The sequence below is a fragment of the Pseudomonas sp. B21_DOA genome (assembly GCA_030544685.1).
Taxonomy (GTDB): domain Bacteria; phylum Pseudomonadota; class Gammaproteobacteria; order Pseudomonadales; family Pseudomonadaceae; genus Aquipseudomonas; species Aquipseudomonas fluorescens_AO.
This window is the reverse complement of record CP086683.1, coordinates 514,622-530,395: the sequence shown is the minus strand read 5'-3', so window position 1 is coordinate 530,395 and position 15,774 is coordinate 514,622. Positions and strand designations below refer to the sequence as shown.

The 15,774-nt window shown below is 60.8% G+C and carries 10 protein-coding genes, 4 pseudogenes and 1 riboswitch; of the genes and pseudogenes, 6 read left to right on the top strand and 8 right to left on the bottom strand.

Annotated elements, in window-relative coordinates; genetic code table 11:
• Positions 1 to 172: 172 nt before the first annotated feature.
• Positions 173 to 1,582 (bottom strand): adenosylhomocysteinase, encoded by a 1,410-nt coding sequence (gene ahcY / locus LJU32_02510; protein WKV89338.1) that lies wholly within the window; start codon positions 1,580 to 1,582, stop codon positions 173 to 175.
• A 23-nt stretch (positions 1,583 to 1,605) separates the two neighbouring features.
• Positions 1,606 to 1,704, bottom strand: a riboswitch (S-adenosyl-L-homocysteine riboswitch).
• A gap of 189 nt (positions 1,705 to 1,893) precedes the next feature.
• Here ahcY and LJU32_02505 point away from each other — a divergent pair.
• Together LJU32_02505 and LJU32_02500 are read left to right on the top strand one after the other, a co-directional pair.
• A pseudogene (locus LJU32_02505) lies at positions 1,894 to 2,298 on the top strand (acyl-CoA thioesterase).
• Positions 2,299 to 2,471: 173 nt separating this feature from the next.
• A complete protein-coding gene (locus tag LJU32_02500; GenBank protein WKV91023.1) occupies positions 2,472 to 3,359 on the top strand; it encodes a formate/nitrite transporter family protein in 888 nt (295 codons plus the stop codon).
• Here the strand turns inward: LJU32_02500 and LJU32_02495 are convergent, their stop codons facing one another.
• Positions 3,360 to 4,625 carry a sodium:proton antiporter gene (locus tag LJU32_02495; protein WKV89337.1) on the bottom strand — a complete coding sequence of 422 codons (1,266 nt, stop codon included), beginning with the start codon at positions 4,623 to 4,625 and terminating at the stop codon, positions 3,360 to 3,362.
• A 249-nt stretch (positions 4,626 to 4,874) separates the two neighbouring features.
• A pseudogene (locus LJU32_02490) lies at positions 4,875 to 6,043 on the bottom strand (MFS transporter).
• Positions 6,044 to 6,271: 228 nt separating this feature from the next.
• Between LJU32_02490 and LJU32_02485 the strand changes: the two are divergent.
• Positions 6,272 to 6,349: pseudogene (locus LJU32_02485) on the top strand (hypothetical protein).
• A 38-nt stretch (positions 6,350 to 6,387) separates the two neighbouring features.
• Positions 6,388 to 6,771 (top strand): MAPEG family protein, encoded by a 384-nt coding sequence (locus LJU32_02480; GenBank protein WKV89336.1) that lies wholly within the window; start codon positions 6,388 to 6,390, stop codon positions 6,769 to 6,771.
• A 114-nt stretch (positions 6,772 to 6,885) separates the two neighbouring features.
• Here LJU32_02480 and LJU32_02475 read toward each other — a convergent pair.
• Positions 6,886 to 8,069: pseudogene (locus LJU32_02475) on the bottom strand (MltA domain-containing protein).
• 128 nt (positions 8,070 to 8,197) lie between these two features.
• Here LJU32_02475 and LJU32_02470 point away from each other — a divergent pair.
• Positions 8,198 to 8,647: a cytochrome c gene (locus tag LJU32_02470; protein ID WKV89335.1), complete on the top strand. Its 450-nt coding sequence runs from the start codon at positions 8,198 to 8,200 to the stop codon at positions 8,645 to 8,647.
• A 164-nt stretch (positions 8,648 to 8,811) separates the two neighbouring features.
• On the opposite strand, the gene LJU32_02465 is transcribed toward LJU32_02470, so the two are convergent.
• The 4 genes from LJU32_02465 to LJU32_02450 form a co-directional block, all read right to left on the bottom strand.
• Positions 8,812 to 9,207: a DUF1090 domain-containing protein gene (locus tag LJU32_02465; protein WKV89334.1), complete on the bottom strand. Its 396-nt coding sequence runs from the start codon at positions 9,205 to 9,207 to the stop codon at positions 8,812 to 8,814.
• A gap of 96 nt (positions 9,208 to 9,303) precedes the next feature.
• Positions 9,304 to 10,980: an NAD-dependent DNA ligase LigB gene (gene ligB, locus LJU32_02460; protein ID WKV89333.1), complete on the bottom strand. Its 1,677-nt coding sequence runs from the start codon at positions 10,978 to 10,980 to the stop codon at positions 9,304 to 9,306.
• Positions 10,981 to 11,198: 218 nt separating this feature from the next.
• A complete protein-coding gene (gene metK / locus LJU32_02455) occupies positions 11,199 to 12,389 on the bottom strand; it encodes a methionine adenosyltransferase (GenBank protein WKV89332.1) in 1,191 nt (396 codons plus the stop codon).
• An 18-nt stretch (positions 12,390 to 12,407) separates the two neighbouring features.
• Complete coding sequence (locus tag LJU32_02450; GenBank protein WKV89331.1) at positions 12,408 to 13,403, bottom strand: metalloregulator ArsR/SmtB family transcription factor; 996 nt, start codon at positions 13,401 to 13,403, stop codon at positions 12,408 to 12,410.
• Positions 13,404 to 13,662: 259 nt separating this feature from the next.
• On the opposite strand from LJU32_02450, the gene tkt reads away from it, so the two are divergent.
• Positions 13,663 to 15,660, top strand: coding sequence for a transketolase (tkt, locus tag LJU32_02445; GenBank protein ID WKV89330.1), 1,998 nt, complete (start codon positions 13,663 to 13,665; stop codon positions 15,658 to 15,660).
• Positions 15,661 to 15,774 lie beyond the last annotated feature (114 nt).

Here is a 15,774-nt window from a genome sequence, read left to right as displayed (position 1 = left end):
AGCTGCAAGCTGCAAGCTTCAAGCTGCAAGAGGGCGGAGCGCCGGGATCCTGTACCTGAAGCTTGCAGCCAGCGGCTGCGTAATAACGATGAAGAAGCCAGCGACAGCTACAAGCCTCAAGTAAACCAACCGCTTTTACTTGCCGCTTGCAGCTTGAAGCTCGCAGCTGCTCTTAATAGCGATAGGCGTGCGGCTTGAACGGGCCTTCGACGGTGACGCCGATGTAGTCAGCCTGTTGCTTGGTCAGTTGGGTGACCACGCCGCCGAAGCCGCGGACCATTTCCAGAGCCACTTCTTCGTCGAGTTTCTTCGGCAGCACTTCAACGGTCAGGCGCTCGGCTTTCTGTGCTGGCGACAGGTCGGCGTATTTCTGGCCGAACAGGAAGATCTGTGCCAGGACCTGGTTGGCGAACGAACCGTCCATGATGCGGCTCGGGTGACCGGTGGCGTTGCCCAGATTCACCAAGCGGCCTTCGGCCAGCAGGATCAGGTAGTCGTCGTTCTGTGGATCGAAGCTGCCAGCGCCGGTGCGGTGAACCTTGTGCACCTGTGGCTTGACTTCTTCCCATGCCCAGTTCTTGCGCATGAAAGCGGTGTCGATTTCGTTGTCGAAGTGACCGATGTTGCAGACCACGGCGCGCTTCTTCAGGGCCTTGAGCATGTTCGCGTCGCAAACATTGACGTTACCGGTGGTGGTCACGATCAGGTCGATCTTGCCCAGCAGTGCTTTGTCGATGCTCGCTTCGGAACCGTCGTTGATACCGTCGATGAACGGCGACACCAGTTCGAAGCCGTCCATGCAGGCCTGCATGGCGCAGATCGGGTCGACTTCCGACACTTTGACGATCATGCCTTCCTGACGCAGCGACTGAGCCGAGCCCTTGCCCACGTCACCGTAACCGATGACCAGCGCTTGCTTGCCGGACAGCAGGTGGTCGGTGCCGCGCTTGATTGCATCGTTCAGGCTGTGACGGCAGCCGTACTTGTTGTCGTTCTTGGACTTGGTCACCGAGTCGTTGACGTTGATGGCCGGGATTTTCAGCTCGCCCTTGGCCAGCATGTCCAGCAGACGGTGTACGCCAGTGGTGGTTTCTTCGGTCACGCCGTGAACGCGATCGAGCACTTGCGGGTATTTCTTGTGCAGCAGCTCGGTCAGGTCGCCGCCGTCGTCGAGGATCATGTTGGCGTCCCAAGGCTGGCCATCCTTGAGGATGGTCTGCTCCAGGCACCACTCGTACTCTTCTTCAGTCTCGCCTTTCCAGGCGAACACCGGAATACCGGCAGCAGCGATTGCGGCAGCGGCCTGATCCTGAGTAGAGAAAATGTTGCAGGACGACCAGCGTACTTCGGCACCCAGGGCAACCAGGGTTTCGATCAGCACGGCGGTCTGAATGGTCATGTGGATGCAGCCGAGGATTTTCGCGCCCTTGAGCGGCTGCTCGGAAGCGTATTTGCGGCGCAGACCCATCAGGGCAGGCATTTCCGATTCGGCGATGATGGTTTCGCGACGGCCCCAGGCAGCCAGGGACATGTCGGCAACTTTGTAATCGGTAAAATCTGCAGGCGTGTTGACAGCGCTCATGAAGAGCCTCCATTCGTAATGTATGCGAATGGGCGCCGTTGTGCGTTTAGTGTCCGGCGCAGGCCGGTCAACGCCCCATCCGAGCCTGACAGGTCGAACCTGCTGCAGCGCCCCTCGGACAGGTGGCGGGAAAACGGCATAGCCGTTCTGAAACGGTGGCGATTATAGCGGTCTTCGCCCGGCTAGTGGCAAGCGGCAAGCTACAAGCGGCAAGTAAAAGCCAATCCGCTTTTACTTGCAGCTTGTAGCTGAAAACTTGAAGCTGGGGGCCAATACCCCTAACGCTCAAACGCCTCGACCCAGGAGCCCCCATGAATTTCCACACCCGCAAATGGGTTAAACCCGAAGACCTCAACCCCAACGGCACCCTGTTCGGCGGCAGCCTGCTGCGCTGGATCGATGAAGAAGCAGCGATCTACGCCATCGTGCAACTGGGCAACCAGCGTGTGGTGACCAAGTACATCTCGGAAATAAACTTCGTCAGCGCCTCGCGCCAGGGCGACATCATCGAACTGGGCATCACCGCCACCGAATTCGGCCGCACCTCGATCACCCTGACCTGCGAAGTGCGCAACAAGATCACCCGCAAGAGCATCCTGACCGTCGAGAAGATGGTGTTCGTCAACCTCGGCGAAGACGGCCTGCCGGCGCCGCACGGGCGGACCGAGATCAAATATGTGAAAGACCAGTTCCAGGATGACGAAGCCGTTCAATAACATCGGCGGCGCATTCTTCGCGAGCAGGCTCGCTCCCACAGGTACAGCGTGATCCTTGTGGGAGCGAGCCTGCTCGCGAAATCGCTTGCCAGGTCAGCGAAGATTCGCCTGGCCACTGAACAGCCATGAAGCGCAACGGTCGTAGCTACATCGCCCCCACCGGTTGCCACGCCATGACCACCCCCACCAGCGACAAGACCCCCGACCTCTCGGCCAAGGAGCAGCACGAAGTCGAGAAGAGCCAGCCGCCGCGCGCGGCCGTTCTGCATGAAATCATCCGCACCCAGGGCGATCAGGAACTGGAGCGCAGCATTGCCGCGCTGTGGTGGTCGGCGCTGGCGGCGGGCCTGACCATGGGCCTGTCCTTGATGGGCATGGGATTGCTCAATTCACGCCTGCCCGATGGCGACGAATTCAAGGTGATCGCCAGTTTCGGCTACTGCGCCGGTTTCCTCGCGGTGATCCTTGCGCGCCAGCAATTGTTCACCGAAAACACCCTGACCGCCGTGCTGCCGGTGATGACCAAGCCGACGCTGAAGAATTTCCTGCGCCTGATCCGTCTGTGGACAGTGGTATTGGTCGGCAACCTCTGCGGGACGATTCTGGTGGCCTACGTGATGCTGGAACTGCCGATCTTCGACAGCAAGACCGACGTCGCTTTCCTCGAAATCGGCCGCAAGGTCATGGAACACAGCGCCAGTCAGATGTTCGCCAAGGGCATCGTCTCCGGCTGGATGATCGCCACCATGGTCTGGATGATCCCGTCCATGGAGAGCGCGAAGATGTGGATCATCATCCTCATCACTTACTTCATGGCGCTGGGCGACTTCACCCACATCGTCGTCGGATCGGCGGAAGTGTCGTATCTGGTGTTTGCCGGCGAGTTGCCGTGGAGTGACTTCTGGGCAGTGTTCGCCGCGCCGACGCTGGCGGGAAACATCATCGGCGGCAGTTTCATCTTCGCGCTGATCAGCCATGCGCAGATTCGCAGCGAAAGTGGTGCGCCGAAGGAGTCTGCGGATCAGGCTGTTAAGCCCGATCCGCAGTCGATCAAGAAATGATCAGTGGTGGGCTGGCTCAGGCACGCTGGCCGGCTCATTGCGCGTTGCGTGCTTGACCAGTTTGCCGATGGTCAGGCCCTGCAGCAGGATCGACGACAGCACCACGATGTAGGTGATGCTCAGCAGCAGATCGCGCTCCGGGCCCAGCGGCAGGGCCAGCGCCAGTGCCACCGAAACACCGCCGCGCAGACCACCCCAGGTCAGGATGCGGATGGTCCCGGCCGGCACCGAGCGCCAGCGCCGCAGCAGCAGGATCGCCGGGGCCACGGTGAGCAGGCGCGACAGCAGAATCGCCACCGCCAGCAGGCCTGCGGCGGCCATGTGCAGCCAGTTGAACGGCAGCAGCAACAGCTCCATGCCGATCAGCGCAAACAGCAGCGCGTTGAGCATGTCATCGAGCAATTCCCAGAAACCGTCCAGATAGCGGCGGGTCATGTCGTTCATCGCCAGATTGCGCCCGAGGTTGCCGATGATCAGACCGGCCACCACCATCGCAATCGGCGCCGAAACGTGCAATTCGGTGGACATCGCCGAACCGCCGATCACCAGGGCCAGGGTCAGCATCACGGTGATCTGGTGCTGCTCGACGCTTTTGATCATCCGATAGACCAGATAGCCGATCAGTCCGCCGAACAACACACCGCCGATCGCCTCGTGGACGAAGAGCATGGCCGTGGCACTGACGGTCGGGGTTTCGCCCAGTTGCGCGATGCCCAGCAGCACGGTGAAGACCACGACAGCCGTGCCGTCGTTGAATAGCGATTCGCCGACGATGGTGGTTTTAAGTGGTTTCGAGGCGTTGGCGGTACGCAACACGCCGAGCACGGCAATCGGGTCGGTCGGTGAGATCAGCGCACCGAACAACAGGCAGTAGAGGAAGCTCACGTGCCAGCCGAACAGGGCAAAAATGTAGAACGCCAGGCTGCCGATCACTACGGTGGCGATCAACACACCGAAGGTGGCCAGCAGACCGATCGGCCAACGGTAGCTGCGCAAGTCATTCAAGTTGACGTGCAGAGCGCCGGCGAACAGCAGGAACGAAAGCATCCAGTTCATCAGCAGATCACCGAAATCGATCTGGCCGATCAGTTGCTGCACGCGGTCTTCGAGGCCGGGAAAGCCGAGCACGCTGAGACCTTGCAGGAGCAATGAGAACAGCAGGGCGGTAACCATCACGCCGATGGTCGGCGGCAAGCCGATAAAGCGGAAATTGACGAAAGTCAGGAGGGTGGTGAGGCAGATGAAAGCGGCGACAAGTTCAAGCATCCGGGGTCCTTTGGATGAAGGGTGAATGGAGCGCGACCGGAGGTTGGACGCAGGGGTTTGATGGGCGAACAGCGACATGGGACACACCACAGTTCATTGTGGCGAGGGGATTTATCCCCGCTCGGCGGCGAAGCCGTCGCAATCCGGCTTATCGATTATTTCTGACAAAACCCGATTGAAGGTTTTTGGGGCTGCTGCGCAGCCCAACGGGGATAAATCCCTCGCCACAGGTAGTCAGTCGCAGAGGTCTCAGCCAGACACATTGACCGCACTGGCCCGCCGACGTTGCAGGTAAATGAACAGCAGCGCCGTCAACACCGTCAGCCCGCCAACCAGCGCCCCGGTCCACGGCAAGTCCGCCAGGTCCGCGCCGCTGGCGACTACCAGCCCGCCAATCCAGGCGCCTGCCGCGTTGCCGAGGTTGAACGCGCTCTGGTTCAGCGTCGAGCCGAGATTCGGCGCTTCGTGGGCCTGATCGATGATCAACAGCTGCAGAATCGGGCACAGCGCGAAGGCAAAAATGCCCCACAGCACCAAGGTGATCGCCGCCGGAATAACCGCTCGGCTGGTCTGGCTGAAGGCCGCGAGAATGACCACGACTGCCAGCGCTACACCGACCAGCGACGGTAACAAGCGACTATCGGCCAGGCGCCCACCGAGCATGCTGCCCGCCGTCAGGCCGACACCAAACAACAGCAGCATCACCGTCACGCCGTGGGGCTGACGCCAGTGATGTCTTGCAGAATCGGAGCGATATAGGTGAACACGCTGAACAGACTGGTCGAGGCCAGCACGCTCATGCCCAGCGCCAGCAGGACGTTGACCTTGCCCAGTACTTTGAATTCGCTGGCGAGGTTGGCCTTGTCCATCGCGATGTGTTTCGGCAACCACAGCCACTGCGCCAGCGCGGCGACAATGCCGATCACCGACACCGCCCAGAAGGTCGAGCGCCAGCCAGCGTATTGCCCCAGCGCTGTGCCCAGCGGCACGCCGAGGACGTTGGCGAGCGTCAGGCCGGTGAACATCATGGCAATGGCTTGCGCGCGTTTGTTCGGCGCCACCAGTCCGGCGGCGACCACCGAGCCGATGCCGAAAAACGCCCCGTGGCACAGCGCCGTGACCACACGCGCGGCCATTAGCGTTGCGTAGTTCGGCGCGAGCGCGCAGAGCACGTTGCCGAGAATGAACATCAGCGTCATGCCCAGCAGTGTCGCTTTGCGCGGCATGTTGGCGGTACCGATCGCCAGAATCGGCGCGCCGAACACCACGCCCAGGGCGTAACCGGTGATCAGCAGGCCTGCGTGAGGAATGCTCACCGCAAGGTCGCGGGCGACATCGGGCAGCAGGCCCATGATGACGAATTCGGTGGTGCCGATGCCGAACGCGGCAACGGCGAGTGCAAGCAAAGCGAGGGGCATGCGCAAGGTCTCTGTCGGTAGTCTTGACGCTTTGATCAGGCATACGCGTGCCAGCGACCGTTTTCGAAGAAAGCGGAGCAGGCAGCTTTTATTGGAATTTTTGGGTGTGCAGCTGAGTACGGCGTGGTGGGTTGCAGTATAAACAGCTGCTGACACATGGCGAATCAATTCTGACCAGTCGGTTCTGCAATCGCATATTCACCGTAAACGCTGCCGTGAAATATCCGCCTGAAAGAACCTTTCGGCCGGCCACGGCTCTTAGCCTGTGGGCAGGTGCTGATCGGCATGCTGGTGATGAAGCTCTGACCGCTCGCCAATTATTCAAATCGAAAAAGGACGACGTTATGACAGTGGCTCTGTGGTGTGTGTTGATCGCGATTTTCCTGCCTTACGTGTGCACGATCGTGGCGAAGGCCACCGGCGGTTTCCGCTTGAAGGACAATTACGATCCACGGGATTTTCTCGATAGCGTCGATGGCGTCGCCCGTCGCGCCCATGCGGCGCAGTTGAACAGCTTTGAAGTCACACCGGCGTTTGCCGCCGCGGTGATCGTCGCACATCTGGTCGGCACTGCGCAGCTGGTGACGGTCAATGTGCTGGCGGTGCTGTTTATCACCAGTCGCCTGCTGTACATCATCTGCTACCTGGCTGACTGGGCTGCACTGCGTTCGGTGGTGTGGTTTATCGGGATGGGGCTGATTGCTTCGTTTTTCTTTGTGTCGATCTGATTATCGGCTGTTGCTGCCGGCCTCTTCGCGAGCAGGCTCGCTCCCACATGGAGATGCATTCCAGATGTAGGAGCGAGCCTGCTCGCGAAAGCGATGGATCAGGCCACGAAGAATTTAAGACTTTTGCTTCGGTGTATCCGCCACCTGCGGCACTTGCGGCAACTCTTTTCCTTTAGGCCAGAGCATCCATATCTGCCCCTGCTGTTTCATGTCTCCGGCCAGTTGCCCGGCCGCATCGCCGGTGCCCCAGAACAGATCCGCGCGCACCTCACCGGCAATCGCGCCGCCGGTATCCTGCGCGGCGACCGGGCGCACCAGCGGTGTGCCGTCCGGCTTGGTGGTCGACAGCCACAACAGACTGCCCAGCGGAATCACTTTGCGATCCACCGCCGCGCTGTAGCCGGCGGTCAGCGGTACGTTCAGCGAGCCGCGCGGGCCTTCGTTGCTGTCCGGGTTGCGGGTGAAGAACACGTAGCTCGGGTTGCTGGCGAGCAGGTCCGGGATGCGCGTCGGGTTGGCCTTGGCCCAGTTGCTGATCGCGCTCATGGTTACCTCTTCCTTCTTCAGCTCACCTTGCTCGACCAGCCAGCGACCGATCGGCCGGTACGGGTGGCCGTTCTGATCGGCGTAGGCGATGCGCAACTGTTTGCCGTCCTCGGTCTGGATCCGGCCTGAGCCCTGGATCTGCAGAAATTGCAGATTCATCGGATCAGTCAGATAGGCGACCACCGGCGCTTTCACGCCTTTGGATGCAATCGTCGCCGCGTCGTCGTAAGGCTTGAGCACGCGACCTTCGAGGCGGCCGCGCAGGCGCTTGCCTTTCAATTCCGGGTAGATGCTGTCGAGCGAGACGATGATCATGTCTTCCGGCACGCCATACACTGGCACGTTTGCCGTTGCGGTGGGCGTCAGGCTACCGGGATAGACCGGTTCGTAATAGCCCGTGATCAGACCGTTGGGGTTGTCGTTCTCGGCGCGCAGGCCGTAGACATCGAGGTTCTGCTTGAGGAATGCACGAATCTCGGCGGCGCTTTGCGGCACATTCGCCGCCGCAGTGCAGGTCGGCCCCAGACTGTGTCGGCCTTGAGTCGCGTGCAGGCGCTGCGCCAGGATCCGAAACCGGCGACCAGATCGTTGTCAGAGACCGCGGGCAACGCTTCCCAGGTCGCGCTGGAATAAGTGGCCAGCGCATGGGTTTTCGGTTCGGCATTGTCGCCGCCGGTGCAGCCTGCGAGAGCCGCCAATAAGGGCAGGGTAGCGAAGAGCGGGTGACGCCAGGCCGTGAAGCGGCTGTTCATGGAGTGATTCCTTTGCCGGTTGGCCGAGCGCTCCATGCGCTCGACCAACCCGTATTTTTAATAGGGCTATTGGTGTTTGGCGATGAGCCGAGGATACTGGCCGCCGATTTCCGCGACCTGAAGCGACCATGACTCTGAAACCCATTGCTGTTGTATTGCTGGCCTGCCTGACCTTGTCCGCCTGTGGCGGTGTCGACCCGAATTCGCCGCTGGGTCAACGCAAGGCGATCTTCAAGCAGATGCTCAAGACCAGCGAAGACCTCGGCGGCATGTTGCGCGGGCGCATTGCCTTTGACGGGCCGAAATTTGCCGAGGGCGCAGTCAGGCTTGATGCGTTGGCCCATGAGCCGTGGAAGCATTTCCCGCAGGTGCGCGAAGAAGATCACACCAGCGCCAAAGATGATGTCTGGCAGAAACAGGCGCGTTTTCAGGAACTGGCCCGCGCCCTCGAGACGGCCACCGGTGAATTGGTCGTCGTCAGTCAGGTTCAGCCGTACAAGGCCAGCAATCTTGGGCCGGCAGTGCAGAAAGTTGAAGATGCCTGCAGTGCTTGCCATAAAGAGTTTCGCGATCATTGATTCCTGAGGCTGCTGAGTACCTTGTGGCGAAGGGATTTATCCCCGATGGGCTGCGAAGCAGCCCCAACACCATACAACCGGGTTTTTCAGTCGGACCCGACCAGCCGAATTTGCGACGGCTTCGCCGCCGGACGGGGATAAATCCCCTCGCCACACGGCTTTGGTTACTTATCGATCTCGTCCAGCGCGTCCTGCAGTTCCTTGCGCGACTCGGCGAGCTTTTCCTTGCGCTTGTTGATCTTCTCCGGATCGCCCTTCTTCATGGCCTTGTCGAGGTCCGCCTGACGCTGGCTCACCTCATGCTTGGCCTCAAGCACTTTGTTCTCACGTTCTTTTTTCAGCCCGGCGTCGGTGCAATGTTCGTTCACTTCACGCAGTGCGGTTTCCAGACCCGCCTGCTGCTCCATGTTGCCGCGCGACTTGGCCTGTTCGATCTGGTTGATGATGCCCTGCTTCTTGGCAGCGCAACCGGTCAGGCCCGGGCCGTCTTCCTCGGCCATGACCGGGGCGGCCATGACGCCGCAAAGAGTGAGCAGGGCGAGCGGTGCGAGAAATTTCATAAAAGCTCCATGTGCAAAGGCAATCGGGGTGGGAGGGCACTGCGCTGTTGGAGCGTCTGGCCGGCCGTTGGGTTCCCGCCGGGCGGGATTGCAGGTTCAGAAGCCGTCGATTCCGGCGGCTTTCAAGGTTTCACTCAAAGCCACTACTTGCGGGTCGCGAAAGAATGCGCTCAGTTGCGCCGCGCGTCCCGGGCCGATGCCGGTTTCTGCCTGCCATTGTTCCGTGTCGCGTTGTGCCAGGGCCTGCCACGAATCGTTCAGTTGTGCCTGTCCGGTCGGCGGCATGCCCAGCGCTTTCAACCATCGAGCGAACGGCTGTTGCCGCGCGCCGTGAAAACTCTGGATCAGACGTGCGCTGCTGCGCTCGCCGAGGCCGGCAATGGTAGCAAGCTCTGACGCATCGAGGGTCAGCCAATCCAGCAGGTGTTTCAGACGGCCTGTTTCCAAAAGTTTCTCCCAGGTGCCACGACCGACATGCTGCATGGCCAGGCCCTGCTTGCCACTGAGCCAGGTCAGACGCGCGAGAAACTGGCTTTCACACCCCGGCGTCAGTTGCCAACAACTCAGGACGTGGTAGTCGTCGCCATTGGGAATGCTGATGTCCGCCCGTTCGCTGGTGCGCAGCACGACACTGTCGAGGCGCGGAATGGTCAGCCCCGCCAGACTGATTGCCACCTGATCGCCGGGACGGATGTCGAGGCTTTGCCAGCGTTTCAGCGAGCTGACGCTGACTCGTTTGATTTCGCGGTCATCGAGTCTGACCGGCAGCAGTTCCAGCACTGGTGTGATCCGCCCTGTACGGCCGATCTTGAAGTTGACCTTGCGCACTTCGGCCAATGCCTGGGCGAACGGGTACTTCCAGGCAATCGCCCAATAAGGTGCCTTGGCCTGCCAGCGCTCGGCGGGTGGCCGTTGGCTCTGACGCAGCACCACGCCGTCGCTGGCAAAGGGCAGGGGCGAGCGATACCAGTGCTCGCGCCATTTTTGCGCGTCTTCGTATTGGCTGATGGGTTGTGTAAAGGGCTCGGTTGCGGCGAACCCCAATGCCTGAAGTTTTGACAATCGCTCCGGCAGTCGCACAGGGCCTTGCGGCCAGTCCCAGACAAACAGCCCGATCCCGGCAGCCTGTTCGGCATCCAGCGATTTGCGCCCCATCAGCCCGGCGACGGTGGCGCGGGCATTGACGCTGCCGGACTGTGATTGAACATGGGCGTTCAGGCGCCAATAGAGTTCGCCCTGTACCAGCAGATCCCGTGGCTGCCTCAAACGCTGCGGAATGGCTGCGATCCTGCGCGCGGAGGCGGTCCAGTCCTTGCCGTTGGCCCCGTCACCGCGGCTGATGGCCTGCTGCAATAGTCCCTGGCGGTAGATCAGCGTGACGGCCACACCATCGACTTTGGGCTGCACCCAGACGTTCTGGCGATCGCGCAGCCAGAGGGCGACGTCTTCGGCTTTGTGCAGCTTGTCCAGGCCGGTGTGGGCGATGGGGTGGGTGACCGTTCCGGACGCGGTGCGCAACGGTTGCGGTGATGAGGGTTGGTTGAAGCAGGCTTGCCATTCTTTCAGCCGCAGCCGGGACTGGTCATAGAGTTCATCGCTGATCAATGAACGGCCTTCGCGGTGGTAGGCGTCGTCCCATTGATCGATCCGGTTTTGCAGGGCGGTGATTTCGCGTTGGGCTTGGGGTAAGGGCCAGTCGGGGCAGTTGGCTTGGCTGACGAGGGTGATGAGTGCCAGCAGAAAGGCCAGCAACAGGCGCAGTGTGAAAAGCATTGTGAGCGTCCTTGCTCGGGGGTGATGCTTGAAGGGTAGGTGAGGATCAGAAGAACGTTGCGCGGCTTTTTTGCGAACTGTTTCGGGGCAGGGGAACTGGTGTTGCCGGGGCGGGCGCCTTCGCGAGCAGGCTCGCTCCCACACGGATCTCAAAAATCTGTCAGGCATGAAAGCCCCGCACGGCGCGAACCGTGCGGGGCTTTCATGCAGCCAGGGTTTTACAGGCCAGCGGCGGAACGCAGGGCGTCGGCGCGGTCGGTTTTTTCCCAGGTGAACGTGGTGAAGCTGTCTTCGCCAACGGTCTTGGTCTGCGGTGCCCGACCGAAGTGGCCGTAGGCTGCGGTTTCCTGATACATCGGGTGCAGCAGGTCGAGCATGGTGGTGATCGCGTATGGACGCAGGTCGAACACTTCACGCACCAGTTTGATGATCTTGTCATCGCTGATCTTGCCGGTGCCGAAGGTGTTCAGCGAGATCGACGTAGGCTGGGCCACACCGATTGCGTAGGACACCTGAATCTCGCAACGCTCGGCCAGGCCGGCCGCAACGATGTTCTTGGCCACGTAACGGCCAGCGTAGGCAGCCGAACGGTCAACCTTCGATGGATCCTTGCCGGAGAATGCGCCGCCGCCGTGACGGGCCATGCCGCCGTAGCTGTCGACGATGATCTTGCGACCGGTCAGACCGCAGTCACCTACCGGGCCGCCAATGATGAACTGGCCGGTCGGGTTGATGTGGAACTGGGTGTCCTTGCTCAGCAGTTCGGCAGGCAGTACGTGCTTGACGATCAGCTCCATCACGCCTTCGCGCAGGTCTTTGTACGAGACTTCCGGGTTGTGCTGGGTCGACAGAACAACAGCGTCGATGCCGACAACCTTGCCGCCTTCGTAACGGCAGGTCACTTGCGACTTGGCATCCGGACGCAGCCAAGGCAGCAGGCCCGACTTGCGTGCTTCAGCCTGACGCTGCACCAGCTGGTGCGAGAAGGTGATCGGCGCTGGCATCAAAACGTCGGTTTCGTTGCTGGCGTAACCGAACATCAGGCCCTGGTCGCCGGCGCCCTGATCTTCAGGCTTGGCACGGTCAACACCCTGATTGATGTCGGGGGACTGCTTGCCGATGATGTTCATCACGCCGCAGGTGGCGCCGTCGAAGCCGACTTCGGAGCTGGTGTAGCCGATGTCGCAAATCACGTCACGAACGATCTGCTCCAGGTCGACCCAGGCGCTGGTGGTCACTTCACCGGCAACGATGGCCACGCCGGTCTTGACCAGGGTTTCCACAGCCACGCGAGCGTGTTTGTCCTGGGCAATAATGGCGTCCAGCACCGCATCGGAAATCTGGTCGGCGATTTTGTCCGGATGTCCTTCAGACACGGACTCGGAGGTGAAGAGGGAGTATTCGCTCATCTCGATGTTTTCCTGAATTTACCGATGGTGAGTGTCGCCAGCCGGTCGCTGAAAGTGGCGAACCTGGATCTGGAAACCATTACGTAAGCCTACATAGAGGCTTTCCCCGGGAACGAGTCCCGCAGCGGTGGCCCAACGGGCCAGATCGTCCTGTTCAAACCCCAACCAGAGATCACCGCAGGCCTCCCTGGCCCAACTCTGGTTGTGGCTACATAACTCTGTCACGAGCAGGCTACCGCCCGGTTGCAGCAAGTCGGCCATGTGCCTGAGCGCATCGGCCGGGGCGGCGAAATGGTGCAGGACCATGTTCAACACCACGCAATCGGCTTGAAGGCTTGTGCCGTTCAATGCATCGGCCAATTGCAGGCTGACGTTAGCCAGCTGTTCACGTTCACACACCTGACGCGCCAGTTCGAGCATCGCCGGGCTGTTGTCCAGCGCGGTTACGGTGCCGAAGCGACGGGCCAGTTCCGGCAGAAAAGCACCATCGCCGGGGCCGACTTCAATGGCCGTGGCTGCACCATCGAAGTTCAGTTTGTCGAGCAGGGCCAGCACACTGTCACGGTACTGCGGCAGGCCTGCGATCAAATCCTGCTGGGCACGGAATTTTTCCGCGACCCGGGCGAAAAAGTCCTGACTGGCAGCGGCACGCTGGCCGTGAACCTGCTCGATGCGCGCTTGCACTTCGTCTGGCAGATCCAGGTTGTCGACTTCTTCCAGCAATGCCGCGTGCAGCTTGCCGCCGAGCAATTCGCTGTGGGGCAGGGCGCGACGATAAAAAATCGCGTTGCCCTCACGGCGTGTCGCCACCAGATCGGCTTGCGCCAGCACCTTGAGGTGATGGCTCATGCCCGACTGGCCGATGCCGAAAATCTGCGCCAGCTCCAGCACGCCAAACGAATCGTTGGCCAGTGCGCGCAAGACATTCAGCCGCAGCGGATCGCCGCCGGCCTTGCACAGGGCCGCCAGCTCGTCGCAATCGTCATGGCGAATGGAAGGCACGCGTAAGTTCATAGGGCTGGCAGTCTAGAGACGGGGGCAAGGCACCGCAAGGTCAATATCAAAAAGTTTTGATATTGCTCGATAAATGGCACTTCTCAACGCACGGTAGTCTCTACAAACGAACAGCGGAAAGGTTTCACCAGGCGAAACCTGCGCTATCGATTGGAAAAACGCCTGCCGATGACTATCTGTCATTGCCCCCAGACGCATGGGTGAGGGAAAATGCCCTCCTTTTTTCCGTTTCAGTCTATTCACACCCAGGAGATCAGCGATGCCTAGCCGTCGTGAGCGTGCCAACGCCATTCGTGCCCTCAGCATGGATGCCGTGCAAAAAGCCAACAGCGGCCATCCCGGTGCCCCTATGGGTATGGCAGATATTGCCGAAGTGCTGTGGCGCGACTACCTCAAGCACAACCCGAGCAACCCGTCGTTCGCCGACCGTGACCGCTTCGTGCTGTCCAACGGCCACGGCTCGATGTTGATCTACTCGTTGCTGCACCTGACCGGTTACGACCTGTCGATCGACGACCTCAAGCAGTTCCGTCAACTGCACAGCCGCACGCCGGGCCACCCGGAATTCGGTTACACCCCGGGCGTTGAAACCACCACCGGTCCGCTGGGTCAAGGTCTGGCCAACGCCGTCGGTTTCGCGCTGGCTGAAAAAGTCCTGGGCGCGCAGTTCAACCGTCCTGGCCACGACATCGTCGACCACCACACCTACGTGTTCCTCGGTGATGGCTGCATGATGGAAGGCATTTCCCACGAAGTCGCCTCTTTGGCCGGCACGCTGGGCCTGGGCAAGCTGATTGCCTTCTACGATGACAACGGCATTTCCATCGACGGCGAAGTCGAAGGCTGGTTCACCGATGACACGCCGAAGCGTTTCGAAGCCTATAACTGGCAGGTGATCCGCAATGTCGACGGTCACGATCCGGAAGAGATCAAGACCGCCATCGAAACCGCGCGCAAGAGCGCTCAGCCGACGCTGATCTGCTGCAAGACCACCATCGGTTTCGGTTCGCCGAACAAGCAGGGCAAGGAAGATTGCCACGGCGCCCCACTGGGTGACGCGGAAATCGCCCTGACCCGTCAGGCGCTGAACTGGAACTACGGCCCGTTCGAAATCCCGGCCGACATCTACGCCGAGTGGGACGCCAAAGAAGCTGGCCGCGCGGTCGAAGCCGAGTGGGATCAGCGTTTCGCTGCTTACTCCGCTGCATTCCCGACCGAAGCCAACGAGCTGATCCGACGTCTGAGCGGTGAACTGCCGGCCGACTTCTCGGAAAAAGCCTCGGCCTACATCGCCGAAGTCGCGGCCAAGGGCGAAACCATCGCCAGCCGCAAGGCCAGCCAGAACACCCTTAACGCGTTTGGCCCGCTGCTGCCGGAACTGCTCGGCGGTTCGGCTGACCTCGCCGGTTCCAACCTGACCCTGTGGAAAGGTTGCAAGGGCGTCAGCGCTGAAGATGCCAGCGGTAACTACATGTACTACGGCGTGCGCGAATTCGGCATGACCGCGATCATGAACGGCGTGACCCTGCACGGCGGCCTGGTGCCTTACGGCGCGACCTTCCTGATGTTCATGGAATACGCGCGCAACGCCGTGCGTATGTCGGCACTGATGAAGAAGCGCGTGATCCACGTCTACACCCACGACTCCATCGGCCTGGGCGAAGACGGCCCGACGCACCAGCCGATCGAGCAACTGACCAGCCTGCGCACCACGCCGAACCTCGACACCTGGCGTCCAGCCGATGCCGTTGAATCGGCAGTCGCGTGGAAAAACGCACTGGAGCGCAAGGACGGCCCTTCGGCGCTGATTTTCTCGCGGCAGAACCTGCAACACCAGGAACGCGATGCTGGCCAGATCGCCAACATCAGCCGTGGTGGTTATGTACTCAAGGACTGCGCAGGCGAGCCTGAGCTGATCCTGATCGCCACCGGTTCGGAAGTCGGTCTGGCGGTTCAAGCCTTCGACAAACTGACCGAGCAGGGCCGTAAGGTTCGCGTGGTATCGATGCCTTGCACCAGCGCGTTCGATGCTCAGGATGCGGAGTACAAGCAGTCGGTGCTGCCGTTGCAGGTCGGCGCACGTATTGCCATCGAAGCGGCGCACGCCGATTTCTGGTTCAAGTACGTAGGTCTGGAAGGTCGTGTGATCGGCATGACCACCTACGGTGAGTCGGCGCCGGCCTCGGCATTGTTCGAAGAATTCGGTTTTACCCTGGAGAACATCCTCGGTCAGGCTGAAGAGCTGCTGGAAGACTAAATCTGACAGTTATGTTGTCCGGGCTGACGCCTTCGCGAGCAGGCTCGCTCCCACAGGGAAATGCATTCCAATGTGGGAGCGAGCCTGCTCGCGAAAGCGTTGGTTCAGGCAACA

Excerpts from the sequence above, each read along its gene's own strand:
- ligB (WKV89333.1), bottom strand. The coding sequence starts at position 10,980 with ATGCTTTTCACACTGCGCCTGTTGCTGGCCTTTCTGCTGGCACTCATC.
- LJU32_02495 (WKV89337.1), bottom strand. The coding sequence starts at position 4,625 with ATGCTTGAACTTGTCGCCGCTTTCATCTGCCTCACCACCCTCCTGACT.
- LJU32_02470 (WKV89335.1), top strand. The coding sequence starts at position 8,198 with ATGACTCTGAAACCCATTGCTGTTGTATTGCTGGCCTGCCTGACCTTG.
- LJU32_02480 (WKV89336.1), top strand. The coding sequence starts at position 6,388 with ATGACAGTGGCTCTGTGGTGTGTGTTGATCGCGATTTTCCTGCCTTAC.
- LJU32_02450 (WKV89331.1), bottom strand. The coding sequence starts at position 13,403 with ATGAACTTACGCGTGCCTTCCATTCGCCATGACGATTGCGACGAGCTG.
- LJU32_02500 (WKV91023.1), top strand. The coding sequence starts at position 2,472 with ATGACCACCCCCACCAGCGACAAGACCCCCGACCTCTCGGCCAAGGAG.
- tkt (WKV89330.1), top strand. The coding sequence starts at position 13,663 with ATGCCTAGCCGTCGTGAGCGTGCCAACGCCATTCGTGCCCTCAGCATG.
- ahcY (WKV89338.1), bottom strand. The coding sequence starts at position 1,582 with ATGAGCGCTGTCAACACGCCTGCAGATTTTACCGATTACAAAGTTGCC.
- metK (WKV89332.1), bottom strand. The coding sequence starts at position 12,389 with ATGAGCGAATACTCCCTCTTCACCTCCGAGTCCGTGTCTGAAGGACAT.
- LJU32_02465 (WKV89334.1), bottom strand. The coding sequence starts at position 9,207 with ATGAAATTTCTCGCACCGCTCGCCCTGCTCACTCTTTGCGGCGTCATG.